The organism is Citrifermentans bremense R1 (genome assembly GCF_000426865.1).
GTDB lineage: Bacteria > Desulfobacterota > Desulfuromonadia > Geobacterales > Geobacteraceae > Geomonas > Geomonas bremensis.
In genome coordinates, this window is the sequence record NZ_AUGE01000005.1 from 351351 (window position 1) to 371275 (window position 19925).

Consider the following 19925-nt stretch of genomic DNA (forward strand, 5'->3'; position numbering starts at 1 on the left):
ATAACAATTCGCCCTATTCAAGAAATTGCATAGAAAGAGCAGGAAGAAACGAGAGTAGATTATTACAATATTGCTGATGTGAAGTCAACTTAACAAAAGACTGTGAGAGTAATTGCTTTTCTCTGGTGAGCTGATCTTCATTTTTTAACTACATTTTTAATTTGGGAAGTGCTATAAGGTAGCGTCGAAATTTCCCGGAGGTCATGCTATGCGGCTAAAAAGTCTCCTTCTCCTGATCCTTGTTCCGGTGCTGGTCGCCGGTTGCGGCGGCGGCTCCAGCGAGAGCGGAGTCCCCATTTCGAAGCTGGCGGCATCGCAGACGTGCATGAGCCTTAACTGCCACGCCACCTGGACCTCCCCGGGGACGGGGGCCGTTATCGCCGACGAATGGCGCGCTTCCGCCCATAACCTAAAGAACGGGGCAGGCTGTGCCGACTGTCATGAACCCCATGCCGGCCATCCGCAGTCCTGCTCCAAGTGCCACGGCGGCGGAAGCGGAGTGGCGACCAGGAACCCGGACCAAGCCGGCAAGTGCGGCAAGTGCCACGGGCTCTCCCACCCGGGCGACGTCATGGTGGCGCAGGCGCCGCAGCACTTCGGCAACATGACCGCGAGCCAACTCAACACGAAATACAGGGCTTCATACGTAAGCTCCCACAATGTGAACAATTGCAGGAACTGTCACAACCCGCACAACCCGAGCGGCGCCATCAACATAGCACGACAGTGGGCGCAAAGTGCGCACGGCAATACCATGGCCTTGGCCTATGCGTACTACGACTTCAAAACAATGGGCACCGTCCAGTCGTCCTCAACCACCTTCGAGTCGAACTGCGTCCGTTGCCACACGACGACCGGCTACATTAATTTCGTCAATTCCGGCTTCGTCGATGCCCGGGCCTGGGGCAGCGGCAGCGACAAGACCAAGGAACTCACAACCTGTAACGCCTGCCATGACAACGCCGCCGGTCGCGCCTATGGCTACGGTCTGCGCAGCGTCCCCGCCGTCAGCATTTACTACAACTACTCGGCATCCAAGAGCTCGCCGACGGTGAAGCTCAACAACAACGCCACCGTGTACCCGGATGCAGGCGCATCCAACCTCTGCATGCCGTGTCACACAGGCAGGGCGATTGGGAAGATGATTAAAGACGCGGCAGCTCTGGGCCTTAACTTTAGCAACGCCAACATGCCGAACGGCCATTACCGCTCTGCCGGGGCAACCATTTTCCAACTGGGGGGCTACGAGTTCGCGGGGAGAAGCTACTCGAACGCCTCCTTCCTACACTCGTCCGTCGGCCTTGGCAACAACCGCGGCACCGGCGGCAAGGGTCCCTGCATCACCTGCCACATGACCGACGGCACCTCTCATCTTTTCATGCCAGTGACACTGGATGATTCCAAAGCCATCACAGCTGTGGTCAACACGACCTGCGTCAAGTGCCACGACAGCAGCTTCCAAACCAGCCACACCGCAGCCTCGCTACAGCAGCGCAAGGCGGGGTACGCCGCAGCATTGGCCATGCTCAACATCATCAAGAGCGGCAAATCGACCAGCACCAACTGGGACACGTTCCTCCCAGGCAACGGGGCCAACACCATGGGGGCATCTTTCAATTACAGCCTCCTGTCGAGTGAACCGGGAGCCTACGCTCACAACCCGCTCTACACCAAGCGGCTCATCTACGATTCCATCGACTGGATCTCCAACGCCGGCATGGACGACGACGTTGCGACTGCCATAAACGCGGCGATTCTTCCGGGTTCGATAACCAACCCGATAACAAAGATCGCTTATACTCCAGCGGAGATTGCCGTTTTGAAGACGCTAGCCATCGCCTACCTCAGTGGAAGCGGCGGCGGGCGGCCCTAAAGGGAGAAGATGAAACTCTTACTGCACATATGCTGCGGGCCATGCGCCATCTACCCCGTGAAGGAACTCAGGTCCAGCGGGGTGGATGTCACCGGCTTTTTTTACAACCACAACATACATCCCTACACCGAGTACAAGCTCCGGATGGAGGCGCTGAAGAAGTACGCCGAGATGGTCCAGCTGGAAGTGCACTACCGCGAGGAGTATCGGTTGGAAGAGTTCCTGTCCCAGGTGGCGGGGGAACCTGCGGCGCGCTGCGCCTACTGTTACCGGTCGAGACTGGAGGAGACCGCCAAGGCGGCGGCCCTCATGGGTTTCCCCAGCTTCTCGTCGACGCTTCTGTACAGCCGGTACCAAAACCAGGAACTGATCCGCGAGTTCGGTGATAAACTCGCGGAGCGCTACGGCGTGAAATTCCACTACCAGGATTTCAGGAGCGGCTGGCAGGAAGGGATCGACCTTTCCAAGGAGATGGGGCTGTATCGCCAGAAGTACTGCGGCTGCATCTACAGCGAGAAGGAAAGGTACGTCAGGAAGTAAGTCACAGCGCCCGAGCCGCTAGTAGCCCTCACCCCCTCCCCTCTCCCATAGGGCGGGGGGCGATCCTCCTTCACAACTGGGGACGACATGCCTTCACTGGGAAAATCGCTCATCATAATCGGGCTCGTCATCGCCGCCATCGGCGCTCTCGTCACCTTCGCCGGCCGCTTCCCCTGGCTGGGGAGGCTCCCCGGGGACATCTACGTGAAGAAGGAGAACTTCACCTTCTATTTTCCGCTCGCCACCAGCATCATCATCTCGCTGTTACTCTCGCTCATCCTCTGGCTTTTCCGCAAATAAAGCGAAATAAAGGGGGACAGGCTACTTTTTGATTTCAAAAAGTAGCCTGTCCCCTTTTCCGTAGAGGCCGGATCGTCCCCCCCTTGTCTAACTGGAACAGCTCCCCGCGCCAGCGCACCCGGTTTCCCAGAAGCGAAAGCGCCCATACCGCAAAAGCGAGCGCGTCGCGCAGTGGCAGGAGCCAAAGCCAGCGCGGCAACAGCCGGTCCCGCACCAATGCTCGGCTATAACTGACGGACACGGCCGATCGCACCAGATAGAGCAGTGCCGCGGCAAGCCAACCCGACGCGGTGAAGCCGGAGATAAGCAGCGCCAAGAGGGCCGCCGGGAAGGGGAGCGTTATGCCGGAGGCGAGATAACCGCCAGGGCGGGAAACGCGCATGGTCCTCCCCCAGCGCAACTGCCGCGCCATCACCTCGGATACCTCCTCATCGCCGCGCATGACGCTCTCCACGAAGTGCGGGGAGAGTTCCAGGCGGAACCCGCTTTTGTGGATCATGTTCCCCAGTTGGTAGTCGTCGGCCAGGTAGTCGACCAGGGCCTCGAAACCTCCTATCCGCTCCAGCGCCTCACGGCGCAGCGCCATGGATGCGCCGAGAGCGAAGCTCAACCCTTCCAGCTTCACGGCAGCCATGACGTTCGGGACCATCTCGCTGCAAAAGCCGAGCGCCTCTATGGCGCAGCCGGCCCCTTTCACGCTGGAGCTCCGGTAAAGGGATGTCACCAGCCCCACCTGGGGATCGGCGAAAGGCGCGCAAACCCGGCGCAGATATTGGCTGTCGACCCGGATGTCGCTGTCGCAGACGATGAGCAGGGGATACTTGGCCTTCGCGTAGGCATGCATCAGGTTGCACACCTTGTAGTTCGCCCCGTGGATGGCGCCGTCCACGACCAGCGAGATGTCGACCTGCGGGAAGGCGGCGATGAGCCGCTCGATGATGGGGATGACGGGATCGGAAGGAGACGCAGCAGCGAAGACTATCTGAAACTTCGGGTACTCCTGCCGGCAAAACGAGGCGAAGTTTTCGAAGCTGTCGCCGTCCACCCCTTTGACCGGTTTCAGGATGGAGACGGGAGGGGTGTGCTCAAGAAGGGGTCTCTGCCCTGCGAAGAAGCTGCGGCCGCAGTGGAGCGTGAAAGCGGCATAGCCGAGAGCCGGCGCGGTAACCAGGAATGGAAGCAGCTCCTTTAGCATGATCCTCCTCGTATTCTCTCGACCAGGACCAGGTACGGCGCCACCTGCGGTCTGTTCAACTGGCGGCTGCACCAGACGTTGTACTCCCTGGGGGCGAGCGAAGCGCCCCACTCGTGCACGGTTTGCGCCTCCTCGGGGCCCCCTTCGTGGCCGGTGTACAAAGCTATGGTGATGATCCCACCAGGCTTCAGTAGCTTGGCGGCCTGCCCCAGCGCCGACACGGTCCGCACCGGATCCGTGACCAGAGAGGCTTCGCCGCCGGGAAGGTACCCGAGGTTGAAGACAGCCGCCGCGAGCCCGGCAGGGACGAATTCCGATACTCGTTCGTGTCCCGCCTCCAGCAGGTGAACGGTCGCCAGGCGCCCTTCCCGCTCCAGGAGCGCGCGCGTGGCAGCGATGGCGCGGGGCTGGATATCGAAAGCCCAGACCTCTCCCCCCTCCCCGGCAAGCTCCGCCAGAAGGAGCGTATCGAACCCGTTGCCGCAGGTAGCGTCCAGCGCCAGGTCCCCCGGGCGCACCCTCTGTCTCAGGTAGAAATGAGACAAAGGCACCGCGCCGCGTAATGATTCATTCTTTGCCATGCAAACCTCAAAAGCATTAGCCACGGAGAAAATCCGAGAACGTCAAAAACCTTTAAACCATTAGCAAGGAGGACATCTGAGAATATCTGAGTAAAAGCCAAACACTGAGAAAACCTTTTTCGGGGAAAAGCAAAACCCAAAAGGTCTGATGTTGTTCTCACAATCCCATGCTTAAGCTTGGCTTCTCTCAGATTTTCTCCGTGGCTAATGGTTTTGGTTTTTAGCTTCTCTCCCGCTTTGCTCAGATTTCCTCAGATTTTCTCCTTGTTAGGGGTTTTGACTGATGTCTTGCTTTGCTCATCATTTACCGGCCAGGGTCAGCACCGCCGGTAACGTGACCATGAAGGCCAGCTGGCAGGCGACCATCCCCAGCGACATGACGGCGCCGATGCTGAAAACCCCCTGATGATGCGCCACCATGAGCGCGCCGAAGCTGGCCATGATGGTGAGGGTGTTGAGCAGAACCCCGACCCCGGTGCTGCTCAGAACGACCGCCGCGGCACTCCCCTCTTCGCGCCGGAAGCGGTTGATGATGTATATCCCCGAGTCGACGGCGATCCCCAGCACCAAAGGCATGACTATGATGTTGGCAGAGTTGAAGTCGATCCCGAAAAGCCACATGCCGCTCACCATGAACAAGACGCCGACGACCAGCGGGATAAGACCTATGGCGGCGAACTTGACGCTCCTGAAGGCGACCAGCAGGATCACCACGATGGCGGCAAAGGCGTAAATGAAGGCGAGCCGGTAGGCGTCGCGCATGATGGTCATGGATTCGTAAACCATCACCGGCTGCCCGGTCGCATGCGGATCGACGCTCTTCACCTGGTTCAGGAAGTCCTCGAGCGGCTCGCGGTTGAAGATCTCCCACTTGGGTGCAACCTGCAGCATCAGCCTGCCGCTCTTCCCCACGAACCGCGAACGGAGCTCCGCCGGGATGTCGGCCTCGGTGACCGGCGACGCGTCCAGACTCTGCTTCAGTGCCTCTATCTTCAGCGGCAGCTCGCGGAACATCCCCCCCTGGAACTCCTGCAGCATTCCGACGGCGTTTTTGTCCCGCTCCTTTTCCAGCCCCGCGAAGAACTTGTCCAATACGGCCACGAAGGAGGAGACCTGCTTCGCCTCGGGACGGCGCTCCTTTTCCAGCTTCCCCTTGAGCGCTACCGCCGCGTTCCTGAAATTCTCGAAAACGGTCGGCAGTTCCATGAGCGAGAGCTCTTCCTCGTATGGGGCCGGCTTGACGTCGGCAAGCTCGCGCCTTATGGCCGCCAGCTCGGCGAGCTTTTCCGGCTGGCGGTCCGGCACCAGGGTATGCAGGCTCACCACGTGATCCACCGTCGGCAGCGCTTCCAGCCGCGCGCTCTTCTCCCGCGCCTCCGCCTCGTTCTTCGCGGTGACCACGGCAAAATAGCCGCTGTTTTCCTTGCTCTTCATCAGCTTGTAGGCGTAGGTCACCGACTCGAGCCCCTCGGCCTGCAGGTTCATCAGGTTGTAATCGAAGGCGATCCGGGAAAGGGGGTAGAGCGATGCCAGGCAGCAAAAAGCGGTGACCGCGATGACGAGCTTGGGGCGGCCATAGACGATCCTCGCAACGACGCCGTGCTCCGAGAAGTGCGTCAACCCTTGCCGCGCGTGCGGCTTTCTGTGCCGGGAAAGGAGCACCAGCATGGCGGGAAGGACGGTGAAGGTGACCAGAACGCAGATGGCGACCCCGCCCGCGGCGATGATGCCGAGTTCCGCTATCCCCTTGAAATCGGTGAGGACGAAGGTGAGGAAAGCGGCCGCCACCGTCGCCGCAGCCATGATGATGGCCCAGACGTTTCTTTCCAGCCCGGTCTTGATCGCCGGCAGTTCCCCCGCCCCCAGGTTCAACTCCTCCTGGTAACGGAGCACGACCTGGATCCCGTACTCGATGCCGATGCCGATCAGCATCACGGCGAAGACCATGGAAAGTATGTTGAGATGGCCGACGGCAAGCGTGGCGAAGCCGAAGGAAAGCGAGATGGCCACCAGCAGGGATGCCATTGCGGCCAGCACGTTGAGCACGCCGCGAAAGGCCAAAAGCAGCAGGATCACGGTCAGCACCAGGGAGACCGCGGTGGCGAGCGCGATGTCGTTTTGGCTCGTCGCCATCTCCTCGTTTTCCAGCACCGGCGTTCCGGTGAGCCCGACGGTCACCCCCTTGAATTCGGGAAGCGCCTTCAGCCTGGCCACCTCGGCGCGCACTTTTTGTATCGCCCCCGCCGCCGGCACGAATCCCTGCATATCCCTCACCGGGAGCACCGTAAGGATCTGCTGCCTCCCCGCCTTGGCGAAAGAGGAGTCCGGATTCATGAAGACGGTTTCCATGGAGGGGGGCGCGCCTTTGCCGCCGCCGAAGCTTTGGAAGCCTGCGCCGAGCTTGTCCAGCATGAACAGTACGCCGGGAAGCTGCGACTCGTCCCCAGCGGCGCAGCGCTCCATGCTCCGGGTCAGGTGGGTGAAGAGCGTCTGCACCGACGGGGATGCGGCGAGTGCCTTCAAGGCAGGCGCAGCAAGGGAGAGGTTTTTGCGCAGCTCCTTTATATCCTCAAGCGGCATGAAGAGCAGGCCGTTTTTCTGGAAGAAGGGGAGTGCGTACGGGTAGAAGACGTCGGAGAAGTACCTGGGCTCCTTGGAGAGCGTGCCGTAGAGCCGGTTGCCGAAGGCGCCCACCCGCTCGGGGTCGTTCCCCTCGATGACCACCGCTATTTCCTCCATGTCGCCGAAGTCGGCGCGCAATTCCCGGAAGTCGCGATTGAAGGCGGTGTTCTGCGGCATCAGGTCGTCCCTGCCGGTCAGGAACTCCATGCGCTGGCAGGTGAGCCACAGGGAAAGCACCGACAGCAGCAACGCCGTAACCAGTACCAGCCAGGGACGGCGGGAGGAAAGGGAGAAGAGGAGGCTGCCTCTTTTTGCCGTTTCTTTCATAGAACCTCGTCAGTTTCGTGTACAAAAGCTCAGGACCAGGCAACCTAGCACACACAGCCACTACAATCAACACCAGGGAACAAACTATTGTTTTAATTAAGAAAAAAATCTTCCCCCATCAAAAAAATATTGTACCTTTTGGGAAAACCGTGTTAAGTTTCGACACTTGTAACAATCAGAGTAAGAGGCTACACTCTGTTAGCTTTCACCAACCTGACAGAAAGGAGTACGTTTTGACCTCCCCTTTCAAGCACCCCATATCAAACGCACTCACCTCATTCAACGGTAACGTTGCAGAGCCAGAGCAAAGCGTAGAGCAACAGAGTGGAGCAAAGGTGCACCACCTTCCTGCTTCAATCTGGAAGCGGAAGATGGGCAGGGCTAAGAGCCCCCTGGATGTGGCCATTGAAGGAAGCCGCGACTTTTTCTTTCAGGAACAGCTACCCAAAGGTTATTGGTGGGCCGAACTCGAATCCAATGCCACCATCACCGCCGAATACATCATGCTGTTCCATTTCCTTGGGCTGGTTGATCCTGAGCGCCAGCGCAAGATGTCAAACTACCTGCTCTCTAAACAGACCGAAGAAGGTTTCTGGACCATCTATCACGGCGGACCTGGCGATCTCTCTACCACCATCGAGGCCTATTTCGCCCTTAAACTCTCCGGTTACCCGGAGGACCACCCGGCCCTGTCGAAGGCGCGCGCCTTCATCCTGGAGCAGGGGGGGGTGGTCAAGAGCCGCGTCTTCACCAAGATCTTCCTGGCGCTCTTCGGCGAGTTCGACTGGCAGGGGGTCCCGAGCATGCCGGTTGAGCTGAACCTCCTGCCGGACTGGGCCTACATCAACCTCTACGAATTCTCCAGCTGGGCCAGGGCGACCATTGTCCCGCTTTCCGTGGTGATGCACAGCCGCCCGGTGCGCCGCGTCCCCCCTTCCGCGCGGGTACAGGAACTCTTCGTGCGGCAGCCCACCGCGGCGGACTACAGCTTCGCCAAGAACGAGGGCCTCTTCACCTGGGAGAAATTTTTCCTAGGTCTCGACTGCGTGCTCAAGGTGTACGAGAAGAGCCCGCTGCGCCCGTTCAAGAAGGCGGCGCTGGCCAAGGCGGAGGAGTGGGTGCTGGAGCACCAGGAACCGACCGGCGACTGGGGAGGCATCCAGCCGGCCATGCTGAACGCCATCCTTGCGCTCAACGTGCTGGGGTACCAGAACGACCACCCCGCGGTGGAACAGGGGTTGAGGGCGCTGGCGAATTTCTGCATCGAGACCGAGGACCAGCTGGTGCTGCAGTCCTGCGTCTCCCCGGTGTGGGACACGGCGCTGGCGTTAAAGGCGCTATTGGATGCGGGCGTTCCTCCCGACCACCCCTCCCTGGTGAAGGGGGCCCAGTGGCTTCTGGACAAGGAGGTGACCCGGGCAGGCGACTGGCGCGTCAAGTCCCCCAACCTGGAAGCCGGCGGTTGGGCCTTCGAATTCCTGAACGACTGGTACCCGGACGTGGACGACTCCGGCTTCGCCATGATCGCCCTGAAGGGGATCCAGGTGAAGGACCGCAAGGCCATGGACGCTGCCATCAAGCGCGGCATCAACTGGTGCCTGGGGATGCAGAGCAAGAACGGAGGCTGGGGGGCGTTCGACAAAGACAACACCAAGCACGTCCTGAACAAGATCCCCTTTGCCGACCTGGAGGCGCTCATCGATCCCCCCACCGCGGACCTGACCGGCCGCATGCTGGAGCTGATGGGGACCTTCGACTACCCCGCCACCTTCCCTGCGGCGCAGCGCGCCATCGAGTTCCTGAAGAAGGAGCAGGAGCCGGAGGGGCCCTGGTGGGGGCGCTGGGGGGTCAACTACCTCTACGGCACCTGGTCCGTCCTTTGCGGGCTGGCCGCCATAGGCGAGGACATGGATGAGCCATACATCCGCAAGGCGGTGAACTGGATCAAGTCGCGCCAGAACATCGACGGCGGGTGGGGCGAGACCTGCCAGTCGTACCATGACCGGACCCTGGCAGGGGTCGGCGAGAGCACCGCTTCCCAGACGGGATGGGCGCTCCTAAGCCTTCTGGCGGCCGGCGAGATGCACTCGGCGACCGTGGTGCGCGGGGTGCAGTACCTGATCTCGACCCAGAACAGCGACGGGACCTGGGACGAGCAGCAGTACACCGGGACCGGGTTCCCCAAGTACTTCATGATCAAGTACCACATCTACCGCAACTGCTTCCCGCTCATGGCCCTGGGGACCTACCGCACCCTGACCAGGACGCAGCCGTGACCGGAGCGCGCGGGTGAAAGCATTCGTCACAGGCGCCACCGGGTTCATCGGCGCGAGCATCGTGCGCGAACTGTTGAAGGACGGCTGGGAGGTACGGGTGCTGGCCCGGCCCGGCTCGGACCGCCGCAACCTCTTCGGGCTCGACGTGGAGATCCGGGAAGGGGACCTGAGCGACCGCGAAGCGCTGGTGCAGGCGCTAAGCGGCTGCCAGGCGCTGTTCCACGCCGCCGCCGACTACCGGCTCTGGACACGCACGCCGCAGGCCATGTACGATGTCAACGTCAAAGGGACCCGGGCCATACTGTCGGCGGCTCTCGCGGCGGGGATCGAGAAGGTGGTCTACACCAGCAGCGTCGGGACCCTGGGGAACCCCGGCGACGGCACCCCCGGCGACGAGAGCACCCCGGTGGATTTTTGCCACATGGTGGGGGACTACAAAAAGAGCAAGTTCCTCGCCGAGCGGGCGGCGGAATCGTTTCTGGAGAAGGGATTGCCGCTCGTGATCGTGAACCCGTCGACCCCGGTGGGGCCGATGGATGTGAAGCCTACGCCGACGGGGAAGATCATAGTCGACTTTTTGAACGGCCGGATGCCCGCCTATCTGGACACCGGGCTGAACCTGATAGACGTAGAGGCGTGCGCCCGGGGGCATATCCTGGCGGCGCAGAAGGGGCGGGTCGGGGAAAAGTACATCCTTGGCAACCGCAACCTGACCCTGGCCGAGATATTCGAGATCCTCTCCGGCATCACCGGTCTCAAGGCGCCGCGGGTGAAGCTCCCCTACTATCCGATACTGTTCGCCGCCTACGCGAACCATGCGCTGTCGGCCGTGACCGGGAAAGAGCCGCTGATACCGCTTGCCGGCGTGCAGATGGCAGCGAAGTTCATGTATTTCGATTCGGGGAAGGCGGTGAGCGAGTTGGGGTTGCCGCTTTGTCCCGTGGAAGGCGCGCTGGAGCGAGCCGTAGAATGGTTCCGCAGCAACGGCTACGTAAACCGGTGAAGCAAAAACCTAAACCATTAACAAGGAGGACTTCTGAGAAAGTCTGAGAAAGACAAGAACTTTGATAAGAAAACACTCAAGCATTAAGGTTCTGTCTTTCCCCAAGAAGGTTTCTCAGGATTTTGCCTATACTCAGAAGTTCTCAGATTTTCTCCGTGCCAATGGTTTTAGATGTTGGACTTTTGTTTCTTTTTTTGCATTGATATCGCTACGGGTTCTCAAGGAGATCCATGTACAGACTGCTAAGCAAGATCAACGGTCCCGACGACCTGAAGAAGCTTGATGCCGAGGAACTGACTCCCCTTGCCGAAGAAGTGCGCGCCTTTCTCCTGGAGACGGTGCCAAGGACCGGCGGACACCTGGCCTCCAACCTCGGAGCGGTGGAACTGACCATCGCGCTGCACTACTGCTTCGATTCCCCCAAGGACAAGATCATCTGGGACGTCGGGCACCAGGCCTACACCCACAAGATCCTCACCGGCCGCCGCGACAGCTTCCACACCCAGCGCTGCTACAAGGGGATCAGCGGCTTTCCCAAGCGCGCGGAATCCCCCCACGACGCCTTCGGCGTAGGTCACTCCTCCACCTCCATCTCCGCCGGGCTCGGCATGGCGGTAGCGCAGGGGCTCAAGGAGGATGCGGCCCGCATCATCTCCGTCATCGGCGACGGCTCCCTTACCGGCGGCATGGCCTTCGAGGCGTTGAACCAGGCGGGTCATCTCAAGAAAAACCTGATAGTGGTCTTGAACGACAACGAGATGTCCATCTCCAAAAACGTCGGCGCCCTCTCCTCCTTCATCTCGCGCAAGATGACCGGCGGCTATTACCGCAGCCTGAAGAAGGAGATGGAGGCGCTCATGGCCAACATCCCTGCCATCGGCGGCAACATCCTGCACTTCGCGAAGAAAGCGGAGAACTCGCTCAAGGGTTTCCTCACCCCCGGCACCCTCTTCGAGGGTCTCGGCTTCGAGTACGTCGGCCCCATCGCCGGGCACGACCTCCCCACCCTCCTGGGTGTGCTGGAAAACGTGAAACGGCTCGAAGGGCCGATTCTTTTGCACGTGATGACCAAGAAGGGAAAGGGTTACCCGCCCGCCGAGACCATGCCGGACAAGTTCCACGGTGTGGCGCCCACCAAGCCGGCGAGCGCCTCCCCGGCCAAGCTCCCCCCTCCTTCCTACACCAGCGTCTTCGGCAACACCATGGTGAAGCTGGGCGAGATAGACCCGAAGATACTGGCGATCACCGCCGCCATGCCCGACGGCACCGGCTTGACGCCGTTCGCCGAGCGCTTCCCGGACCGTTTCTTCGACGTGGGAATAGCCGAGCAGCACGCGCTCACCTTCGCGGCGGGGCTCGCCGTAGAAGGGTTCCGCCCGGTCGCCGCCATCTACTCCACCTTTACCCAGCGTGCTTACGACCAGGTCTTCCACGACGTCTGCCTGCAGAAGCTGCCGGTCACCCTCGCGCTCGACCGCGCAGGCCTCGTCGGCGACGACGGCCCGACGCACCACGGCAGCTTCGACATCTCGTATCTCCGGCACCTCCCCGAGCTGACCGTAATGGCGCCCAAAGATGAGAACGAACTGCAGCACATGCTGAAGACCGCCCTTTACTCGGGGCGTCCCATCTCGCTGCGCTACCCGCGCGGCGCCGGTTTCGGCGTCCCCCTGGACCAGGAGCTGCAGGAGCTGCCCATCGGCAAGGGCGAACTCCTTATCGACGGCGGCGATCTCACCATAGTCGCCATAGGGTCCACCGTCCATCCGGCACTGGAGGCCGCGGCCCAGCTAAGGCAGAAGGGAATCTTCGCCGCCGTGGTCAACGCGCGCTTCATAAAGCCGATCGACTCCGAGCTGATCCTGGCCGAGGCCAAAAAGACCGGCTGCCTAGTCACCGTCGAAGAGAACGCGCTTTTGGGCGGCTTCGGCAGCGCCGTGCTCGAACTTCTTTCCGACGCGGGATTGAACGCGGTCCGGATCAAGAGGATCGGCATCCCCGACCGCTTCATAGAGCAGGGGACCCAGGCACAGTTGAGGGCGGACCTTGGTCTCGATGCCGCCGGCATCGCCGCCACCTGCGAGGCATTCCTCAAAGGGGAGAGCGGAACGTCTCCGCAGCTTGCCGTGGTCAAATAGCTTAAAATCCCCGGGAGTAACCAGATGCGGGACAGGCTGAGCGGAAGATTTTCTCCGGCTTGTCCCGCAACCTTGTTCGTCCGTAAAATCCAGAGCCATAAAGGAAGCCTACTTACCATGCGTTTTCCAATGCGATTGAACTATGATCTGACCAGGTACATCGTTTCCAACAAGCTGAACAAGATAGAGAAGTACCCGCTGGTACTGATGCTTGAGCCTACGCACCTATGCAACCTCGCCTGCTCCGGGTGCGGCAGGATCAGGGAGTACGCCGACACCATTCAGGAGATGATGTCACTGAAGCAGTGCCTCGACTCGGTTGACGAATGCCCGGCGCCGGTAGTCACCATAACCGGCGGCGAACCCTTTCTCTATCCGCACATCTTCCAGCTCATCGAAAAGGTACTGGAGCGCGGCAAGCACATCTACCTCTGCACCAATGCGCTGCTGCTAGAAAAGGCGCTGGATAGCATGAAGCCGCACCCGAACCTGGTCATCAACGTGCACATGGACGGCATGGAGGAGACCCACGACCGGATACTGGAACGCCCCGGCACCTTCAAGATCGCCATGTCCGCCATCCGCAAAGCCAAGCAATTGGGCTTCAGGCTCTGCACCAACACCACCATCTTCAAAGAGACCGACCTGATCGAGATAGAGATGCTCTTCTCGCACCTGAAGGATATCGGCGTCGACGGCTTCCTGGTCGCGCCCGGATTCGGCTACGAGGCGGTGGGAGAAAAGCTCTTCCTGGAGCGGCGGGAAATCCAGAAGAAGTTCGAGGAAGTCTTCGAGATGAGCAAGCGTTTCCGGTTCTTCTCCACGCCCATGTACCTTCGTTTCCTGAAAGGGGCGAAAGAACTCGATTGCACCCCCTGGGGGAACCCGACCAGGAACCCGCGCGGCTGGAAGGCCCCCTGCTACCTGATCACCGACGAGCACTACGGGAGCTTCGCCGAAATGATGGAGAAGACGCAGTGGGAGAAGTACGGCGTCGGCAAGGATCCGCGCTGCGCCCAGTGCATGATGCACTGCGGCTTCGAGCCGACCGTGGTGGGAGAGATAGGTAAGAGCTGGAAGGATATCTGGGAGATGTTCTGCTGGAACTTGACTTAACCCCTGAGCCCAGCTCTGGATGGGGTTGCGCCCGAACGAGGCGCAGAGCCTCAGGCGGGAGGAAGTGACATTCCATTTGCCTAGAGAAAAAAAGAAGGGGCCTTTAGGCCCCTTCTTCTGCTTCTACATCTGTTTGATCACGCCGCCAGTTTCCACTCTTTGTCTTGACCCATTCCGCAAACAGTCGTAGAACGGTTGCAGCTTTCCTGGCAGCGCCTTCTCGGATATACGCCCTCGCCACTGGGATACCAACACAAATGTTGTGTTCAATACAACCTGTGACAAAAGCTGCCAGTTGCTGGACTGCAAATAGATTCTGCGAGCATACCGCGAGGATTATAATTTCTATCGAAGCTTGTCCGGGTCTATACGCTCGGGCAGGTTTGGCTTGAACGGCACGACCTTGCGGTTGAACGTTACGGTAACGGTCTTTGCCTTATCCATGGTGACGGTGCAGGTATTTTGCGTGGGTGGACAGGACGACCCGTCACCGGACCAACCGGCAAAACTGCTGATGGCTTGCATCGGCACCTTGGTGGCTCTACCGCCTGGCAGCTTGACCGATTGAAGCACCGTTTGTGGCGCTGCCGCGGCGGCGGTGAGGACAACGGCTGATCCCGCCGGAAATTTCGCTGTCGCTGCGACTCTTGTTGAGATCCCTGCGGGACTGCTTGTCACATTGCCCTTCCCGCTGCCTGAAAAGGACACGGTAAGAGACAGGCTCGGTGCTACCGCCTTCCCATCCCGTACCAGCCATACAAGTTCGAGGTTCGAATCCGGCCCAATGAGATAATTACTGCTTAGAGATCCGTCAAAAATCCAATGGTGGGAAGTCGTCCAGCCTGCGCTTAAATCGGTCCAAAAGGAGCCTGGCCAGATCATGCTGAATGGCCCCTTGTTTTTCCAACCGCTTGTCTGTGTGTTCCCAAGTTGATAGTACAGATTATATAATTCTCCGCCTGTTGCATTCACAGTTAAAGCCCCTGAGGTATTCGCAGTGGGGCCATGAGGAAGGCGCCAGCCAGAATTGCCGTTAAAGGTAAAGGTCCTTGCCCAAGTATCTGCCTGAGCCCAGGTCATCTGGCCGTTACGCCCGCCGAGACCATGGTGAAGGGTGTAATTGGAATCTTGCAGCCATGTGATGTCCTGATCACTGTCATAGATCATCCCCCCGCCTAGATCGACTAGGGCTGCATTGACATCATTGGCCAGTGCAACTGTTGCAATAAAAAGAGCAGTAAAAATATTTCGCCTAAACGTTTTTTCGAGTTTCACTGTCACCCTCCTTTTAATTTTTTCAATCAGAAGTCAGAATCGGACGTCAGGCAACGATCTGCTGCAGGACCTTCCCCAATGTCTCAAGACATGTACGGCTTCTGGATTAAACCTGCTACATCCTTACCGATAAATTTCCGGGTCACCTCCTGCCTGTTGTAGCCGCTGGAGATGCCCCCCCTGACATCGGTACCGATCCGGCGCGGTTCGACGCCAGTAGATGACAGGATCAAAGAGAAGAGCAGGATGACGAGAAGAAAAAGCTTCGGCATTGACATGACCTCTGCAAAGCGAAAGTCGAAGCCTGCAGCGATATTATTGACAATGGTTATGAAGGAGAATAAATTGAAACGAATTTATGACAACAACTCTTTTTTGTCTTCTCACATAGCTTTTTCGAACCCCCTTCTGATTGGGATCTGCAGCAGTTCTATGACATGGAGGAACCCGTGGATACTTATTTCGCTCCGGCAAAGCGGGCAGACACTGACACCTTGAAGAAAGAAATAGCAACTGTCGCCTGCAACCCGATCATTCATGAATTGTTGAACAGCATAAGCGGGCTTATCGCAGTACTCGATGAGCACCGACAGGTGGTTGCGCTCAACGACTCCCTGCTTCGGGTGCTCGGGATCGAAGATCCGGGAGCAGTGCTGGGACTGCGCCCGGGCGAAGCGTTGGCTTGCGTCCATTGCAACGAAGAGCCGTCCGGATGCGGCACCACCAGGTACTGCTCTACCTGCGGCGCCGCCATCGCCATCACCGCGACCCTGGCTCACAACAAGCCTGAGGAGAGGGTATGCGCAGTCACGGCGAACAGGGGGGGTGGATCAGCTGAGTTTTCACTATTGGTGAAGGCAAGCCCGCTAACGATCGAAGGAAGACAGTTCGTTCTGCTCTTCCTACAGGATATAACACTTGAGGAACTGAGAGCCGCGCTGGAGAGAACCTTCTTCCACGACATGGGGAACATGTTGACCGGGCTTTTGGGAGTAAGCCGTTTGCTTGACGCCAAAGGCAACGACTCCATGCTGGTGAACGTGCTGCAACAGTCGGCCCAGAGGCTGTACAAGGAAATGGAAGTCCAGCGATGCCTTTTCAAGAACGACATCAGCGAACTGCGGGTGGCGCGGGAGGAAACAACACCGCAGCAACTGCGGGATGAACTGAAGAACATGTTCGACAGCCATTCGGCAGCAATCGGAAAAACGCTCGATTTGACTGGGGAACTGCCTCAACTGTCCATCAGGACCGACGTCTCTCTGGCGCTGCGGGTGATGTGCAACATGGTGACGAACGGCTTGGAGGCAACGGATGCGTTCGGCAAGGTCAAGGCGTGGTTCGTGGAAAGCGCCGATGCTCTCACTTTCTGCGTCTGGAACGACACCTGTATTCCGGAGGAAGTTCGGTACAGGATCTTTCAGAGAAGCTTCACCACCAAGGAAGGAAACGGCAGGGGCATCGGCACCTATTCGATGAAGCTCATCGGCGAGAAACTTCTCGGCGGCAGGGTGACTTTTAACTCCTGCCAAGAGCAAGGAACTGTCTTCAGGTTCGCACTTCCGAAGGGATAGTTCTGTTTGGCTTCATCCAGGATGCTTTGGAGCGACGGCGGTTGGGTAGCATTTCGATCTGGAACTGGTATAGTCGTATCTCATGCAACAAACGCATAGACTATAACGATAAGAGGAGACAGACATGAGCCAGTACCAGATAGCAATTATTGTAGGAAGCCTTCGCAAGGACTCGATCAACAGAAAGCTTGCCCAGGCGCTCATAAAGTTGGGGCCGAGCGAGTTCTCTTTCAAGCAACTGGAGATAGGCGACCTGCCGCTGTACAACCAGGACCAAGACGCAAACCAGGCTGCATCCGTCGTCCGGCTCAAAAACGAAGTCAGGGCCGCCTCGGGGGTCATCTTCGTCACCCCCGAATACAACCGCTCGATTCCGGGGGTTCTGAAGAATGCCCTCGACAACGCTTCGCGCCCGTATGGGGACAGCGCCTGGACCGGCAAACCCGCCGGGGTGTTGGGAGCGTCTATCGGGACCATCGGTACCGCGTTGGCGCAACAGCACCTGCGCAACTGCCTGGCCTACCTCGACGCACCCACGATGGGACAGCCAGAGGTGTTCATCCAGGTAAAGGAAGGCTTCTTCGACGAGGCGGGCAACATTACTAGCGCGGACACCGTTCGTTTCCTGCAGGGATGGATGGATCGATACGTGCTCTGGGTGAAACGCCACGCCGAATAGGGATGGCGATCCTGGAGCACAAAGAAAAGAAGGGGCGGCACCTTGCGGTGCGCGCCCCTTTTCGCGTGCAAGGGATGGATCAGTTGGAACCGGACACGAGCCCGAATTGCTCAAGTCGCTACATGCTGAACGCCTCGGGAATCAGGAGAGCATAAAATAGAGTTTGCTGGAAGCGGAAAGAGCTGGAAATGGCGCCGGCCGCAGGCGCCGGCACGGGACTAATCAGACGACACGCCTGGCGCCTAGATAGCGAGGACGATAGTAGCTGCTGTTCATGTCCGAAATGGTAACCTCCCCCTTCCCCGACGAGGCATGGATCATCTTGCCGTCCCCGAGATAGATCCCGACATGTGAGGGATAGGAGGCGTAGGTCTGGAAAAAGACCAGGTCACCCTTGCGCAGGTCACCCTCGGCGACGTCGACGCCGACGTTGATCTGCTCCCGGGCGGTCCGGGGAAGATCGACCTGGTGCTCGCGGTAGACATGCTGCACGAAGCTGGAACAGTCGATACCCGCAGCTCCTTCCCCGCCGAAGCGATAGGGGATGCCGAGGTACTGCGCCGCGGTCGCGCCGATGGAGTCAAGTTCGTCCCCGGCCGCGGACATGGAGGCCTTGGGCGGCGTCTCTACGGGTGCGGCAAAAGGGGCCGCAGCGGCACATGCCTGTCCGCGGGAGAACTCCTTGGCTCCGCGCAGATTCGCCAGAAAGTTTTCCACCGCCCGGGTTCCGGCCCTGGGGGATTCGGCAGCATCCCCCGACAAAGAGAGAGAGCTTTGCATCATCTCGATGCGGAGCAGTTCGGCCGCGGCCTGTGGCGCCGCCACCGTGTTCCCCTCGCGAGGCCCGTCTATCGCATCGAGCAGGGCGTCGAATGAGGATCTCCCGCTGCCCCGCTTGGTGGCGCTGCGTGTCGCTGAAGCTGTAGCGGGCGTTATTGCCCCCTGCAAAGGCTGAATGCTCATCGCGTCTTTCCTATGGCACCTGTGGTGCTACCTACCTCACTTCCACCCTTTGGTGGTGGTGATTTTGACAAAATGTCAACGGACCGTCACCGTGCCGTTAGCTAAGTAGCTGAAACGGCATCTGCCGGCCTGACTGGTGCTGGCTGAGTTACTCCACAACAGCAGTTTGCAAAAGGGTAGCCAAACAACAGGAGCACGATGCAAAAAGGGGAATTTAAGAGAGAAAAGAAGGGCCGGTGCAGTTGCGGAAGACGATGGCACCGGCCCTTTTCTACTGAAGGGGAGACAACGCCGCAGAAGGCGCCGTTCGCAGGTGATCAAAGGACGAATTATGATGCAGGGAGCAAGTTGCAGCCGGTTCTAATCGCCGAAGGCTTCGCTGTCGTACACCTCGGGGGTCTCCCGCGAGGTCTTCACAACGGTCCCTTGGTAAAGAATATACTGTCTGTGGCAGGCACAGGTATAAGCCAGCTTCACACTCCAGTGGGCCTGTACATAGTTAGGATAATCATTACGCAGGCCGCATTCACAGGTGAATCCGCTTTCGTCATGCTCGATGTTCGTCCCCATGACATCCTCCTGCCGCCCTAACGCGCCAAAGAGTAAAAGAAACCTTGCGTATGGGCGGGTTGCCGACAGAGCCCCTATGCATTCAATTACTACGGCGCCCACTCCTATGACTCGTCTGTCATCTCTATCTTACAATGAAAACACTTTACGATTCTATGCAGCATCCCCTGAATGTCAAACTCGCCTGAAACTTCCCAGCGCGGCGCCGATAGTAACGTGAGCATTGGCCTGATGCCCTATGTGTAAAGGATTTTAGATCAGATAGGAAATGGCTTTTGCCTAGGCCTGGTTCCTCTTGAAAAGGAAATCACTCCATCTCTCGCCGGACCTGGTAAGCGGTTGCTGCGCCTTGCGTATAGGATCGCGCCCGATCTGAACCCACCCCGAAGATCTTAGAAAAGCGACAATCTTCTTTTCCCGGATCAGGTAGTCAAGCATATATGACGGCACGTTCTTTTCTTCGCCGTTTTTGAAAATAACCGGAATTCCCATCTAAACTCACCTCTTGTCTGCTCCTTTCCAGTATAGACTCACCTCCGTTTCAAAACTCATGCCCAGCCATCAAGCCGATTCTAGCCTAGCTTCGCTCTTAGCTCAAGACAATATTGGCCAAGACCATACGAGCCATCGGCAGCAGCGATTTAACCAGCCAAACCATCCTGCGTCCCCCTCCACCGTCGCTTCGCACACCGAAAAGCACCTCATTTTACACATTAAGAATAACCAAAAATCTAAGTTACCACCCTTGCCATTTCATGAATAACTGTTAAGTTACTGTACCGTGTTTGAAATGTCTAATAAAAACAGGAGGTGGTCACATGATTGACGTGAAGTACGATAGCTCATAAAGCATCCCCTCCCCAAGCCCCCCCTGAAGCAGCGCTCGCTACGGC

The 19925-nt window shown here is 58.8% G+C and carries 17 protein-coding genes; 9 read left to right on the forward strand and 8 right to left on the reverse strand.

The features are described from left to right. The first annotated feature begins 208 nt into the window (after positions 1 to 208). The 3 genes from K419_RS0106230 (at position 209) to K419_RS0106240 (ending at position 2713) form a co-directional block, all read left to right on the forward strand. Positions 209 to 1873 (forward strand): multiheme c-type cytochrome, encoded by a 1665-nt coding sequence (locus K419_RS0106230; protein WP_026840827.1) that lies wholly within the window; start codon positions 209 to 211, stop codon positions 1871 to 1873. Between the two features lie 9 nt (positions 1874 to 1882). Then, on the forward strand, positions 1883 to 2413 hold the full coding sequence (locus tag K419_RS0106235) for an epoxyqueuosine reductase QueH (protein ID WP_026840828.1): 531 nt from the start codon (positions 1883 to 1885) through the stop codon (positions 2411 to 2413). An 87-nt stretch (positions 2414 to 2500) separates the two neighbouring features. After that, positions 2501 to 2713 carry a DUF2905 domain-containing protein gene (locus K419_RS0106240; protein WP_026840829.1) on the forward strand — a complete coding sequence of 71 codons (213 nt, stop codon included), beginning with the start codon at positions 2501 to 2503 and terminating at the stop codon, positions 2711 to 2713. A 34-nt stretch (positions 2714 to 2747) separates the two neighbouring features. Here the strand turns inward: K419_RS0106240 and hpnI are convergent, their stop codons facing one another. From hpnI to K419_RS0106255, 3 genes are all read right to left on the reverse strand, one after another. Continuing rightward, positions 2748 to 3908: a bacteriohopanetetrol glucosamine biosynthesis glycosyltransferase HpnI gene (gene hpnI / locus K419_RS0106245; RefSeq protein ID WP_026840830.1), complete on the reverse strand. Its 1161-nt coding sequence runs from the start codon at positions 3906 to 3908 to the stop codon at positions 2748 to 2750. Further along, positions 3902 to 4489 (reverse strand): class I SAM-dependent methyltransferase, encoded by a 588-nt coding sequence (locus tag K419_RS0106250; RefSeq protein WP_026840831.1) that lies wholly within the window; start codon positions 4487 to 4489, stop codon positions 3902 to 3904. The genes hpnI and K419_RS0106250 overlap by 7 nt, the downstream gene beginning before the upstream one ends. Positions 4490 to 4789: 300 nt before the next feature. Next, on the reverse strand, positions 4790 to 7438 hold the full coding sequence (locus tag K419_RS0106255) for an MMPL family transporter (protein ID WP_026840832.1): 2649 nt from the start codon (positions 7436 to 7438) through the stop codon (positions 4790 to 4792). A gap of 233 nt (positions 7439 to 7671) precedes the next feature. Between K419_RS0106255 and shc the strand changes: the two genes are divergently transcribed. The 4 genes from shc to hpnH all read left to right on the forward strand — a co-directional run bounded on the left by shc (position 7672) and on the right by hpnH (position 13971). Beyond that, on the forward strand, positions 7672 to 9714 hold the full coding sequence (gene shc / locus K419_RS0106260; RefSeq protein ID WP_026840833.1) for a squalene--hopene cyclase: 2043 nt from the start codon (positions 7672 to 7674) through the stop codon (positions 9712 to 9714). A 13-nt stretch (positions 9715 to 9727) separates the two neighbouring features. Then, positions 9728 to 10717, forward strand: a complete 990-nt coding sequence (gene hpnA, locus K419_RS0106265; RefSeq protein ID WP_026840834.1) for a hopanoid-associated sugar epimerase — start codon at positions 9728 to 9730, stop codon at positions 10715 to 10717. Positions 10718 to 10947: 230 nt separating this feature from the next. Then, positions 10948 to 12855, forward strand: coding sequence for a 1-deoxy-D-xylulose-5-phosphate synthase (gene dxs, locus K419_RS0106270; protein ID WP_026840835.1), 1908 nt, complete (start codon positions 10948 to 10950; stop codon positions 12853 to 12855). 117 nt (positions 12856 to 12972) lie between these two features. Continuing rightward, positions 12973 to 13971 (forward strand): adenosyl-hopene transferase HpnH, encoded by a 999-nt coding sequence (hpnH, locus tag K419_RS0106275; protein ID WP_012531791.1) that lies wholly within the window; start codon positions 12973 to 12975, stop codon positions 13969 to 13971. Positions 13972 to 14316: 345 nt separating this feature from the next. Here the strand turns inward: hpnH and K419_RS0106280 are convergent, their stop codons facing one another. Further along, on the reverse strand, positions 14317 to 15246 hold the full coding sequence (locus tag K419_RS0106280; RefSeq protein WP_026840836.1) for a DUF1566 domain-containing protein: 930 nt from the start codon (positions 15244 to 15246) through the stop codon (positions 14317 to 14319). Between the two features lie 83 nt (positions 15247 to 15329). Then, positions 15330 to 15518: a hypothetical protein gene (locus tag K419_RS0106285; RefSeq protein ID WP_026840837.1), complete on the reverse strand. Its 189-nt coding sequence runs from the start codon at positions 15516 to 15518 to the stop codon at positions 15330 to 15332. Positions 15519 to 15695: 177 nt separating this feature from the next. Here K419_RS0106285 and K419_RS0106290 point away from each other — a divergent pair, with 177 nt between their 5' ends. Both K419_RS0106290 and K419_RS0106295 read left to right on the forward strand, forming a co-directional pair. After that, a complete protein-coding gene (locus K419_RS0106290; protein WP_026840838.1) occupies positions 15696 to 16820 on the forward strand; it encodes a sensor histidine kinase in 1125 nt (374 codons plus the stop codon). A gap of 124 nt (positions 16821 to 16944) precedes the next feature. Beyond that, positions 16945 to 17499: an NADPH-dependent FMN reductase gene (locus tag K419_RS0106295; RefSeq protein ID WP_026840839.1), complete on the forward strand. Its 555-nt coding sequence runs from the start codon at positions 16945 to 16947 to the stop codon at positions 17497 to 17499. Between the two features lie 222 nt (positions 17500 to 17721). Here K419_RS0106295 and K419_RS0106300 read toward each other — a convergent pair whose 3' ends face one another. The 3 genes from K419_RS0106300 to K419_RS0106310 form a co-directional block, all read right to left on the reverse strand. Further along, positions 17722 to 18462: a C40 family peptidase gene (locus K419_RS0106300; RefSeq protein ID WP_026840840.1), complete on the reverse strand. Its 741-nt coding sequence runs from the start codon at positions 18460 to 18462 to the stop codon at positions 17722 to 17724. Between the two features lie 360 nt (positions 18463 to 18822). Next, positions 18823 to 19032: a hypothetical protein gene (locus K419_RS0106305; protein ID WP_026840841.1), complete on the reverse strand. Its 210-nt coding sequence runs from the start codon at positions 19030 to 19032 to the stop codon at positions 18823 to 18825. A gap of 279 nt (positions 19033 to 19311) precedes the next feature. Continuing rightward, the gene (locus K419_RS0106310; protein ID WP_026840842.1) at positions 19312 to 19524 is read right to left on the reverse strand and encodes a GSU3473 family protein; all 213 of its coding nucleotides are present in this window, start codon (positions 19522 to 19524) and stop codon (positions 19312 to 19314) included. Between the last annotated feature and the right edge of the window lie 401 nt (positions 19525 to 19925).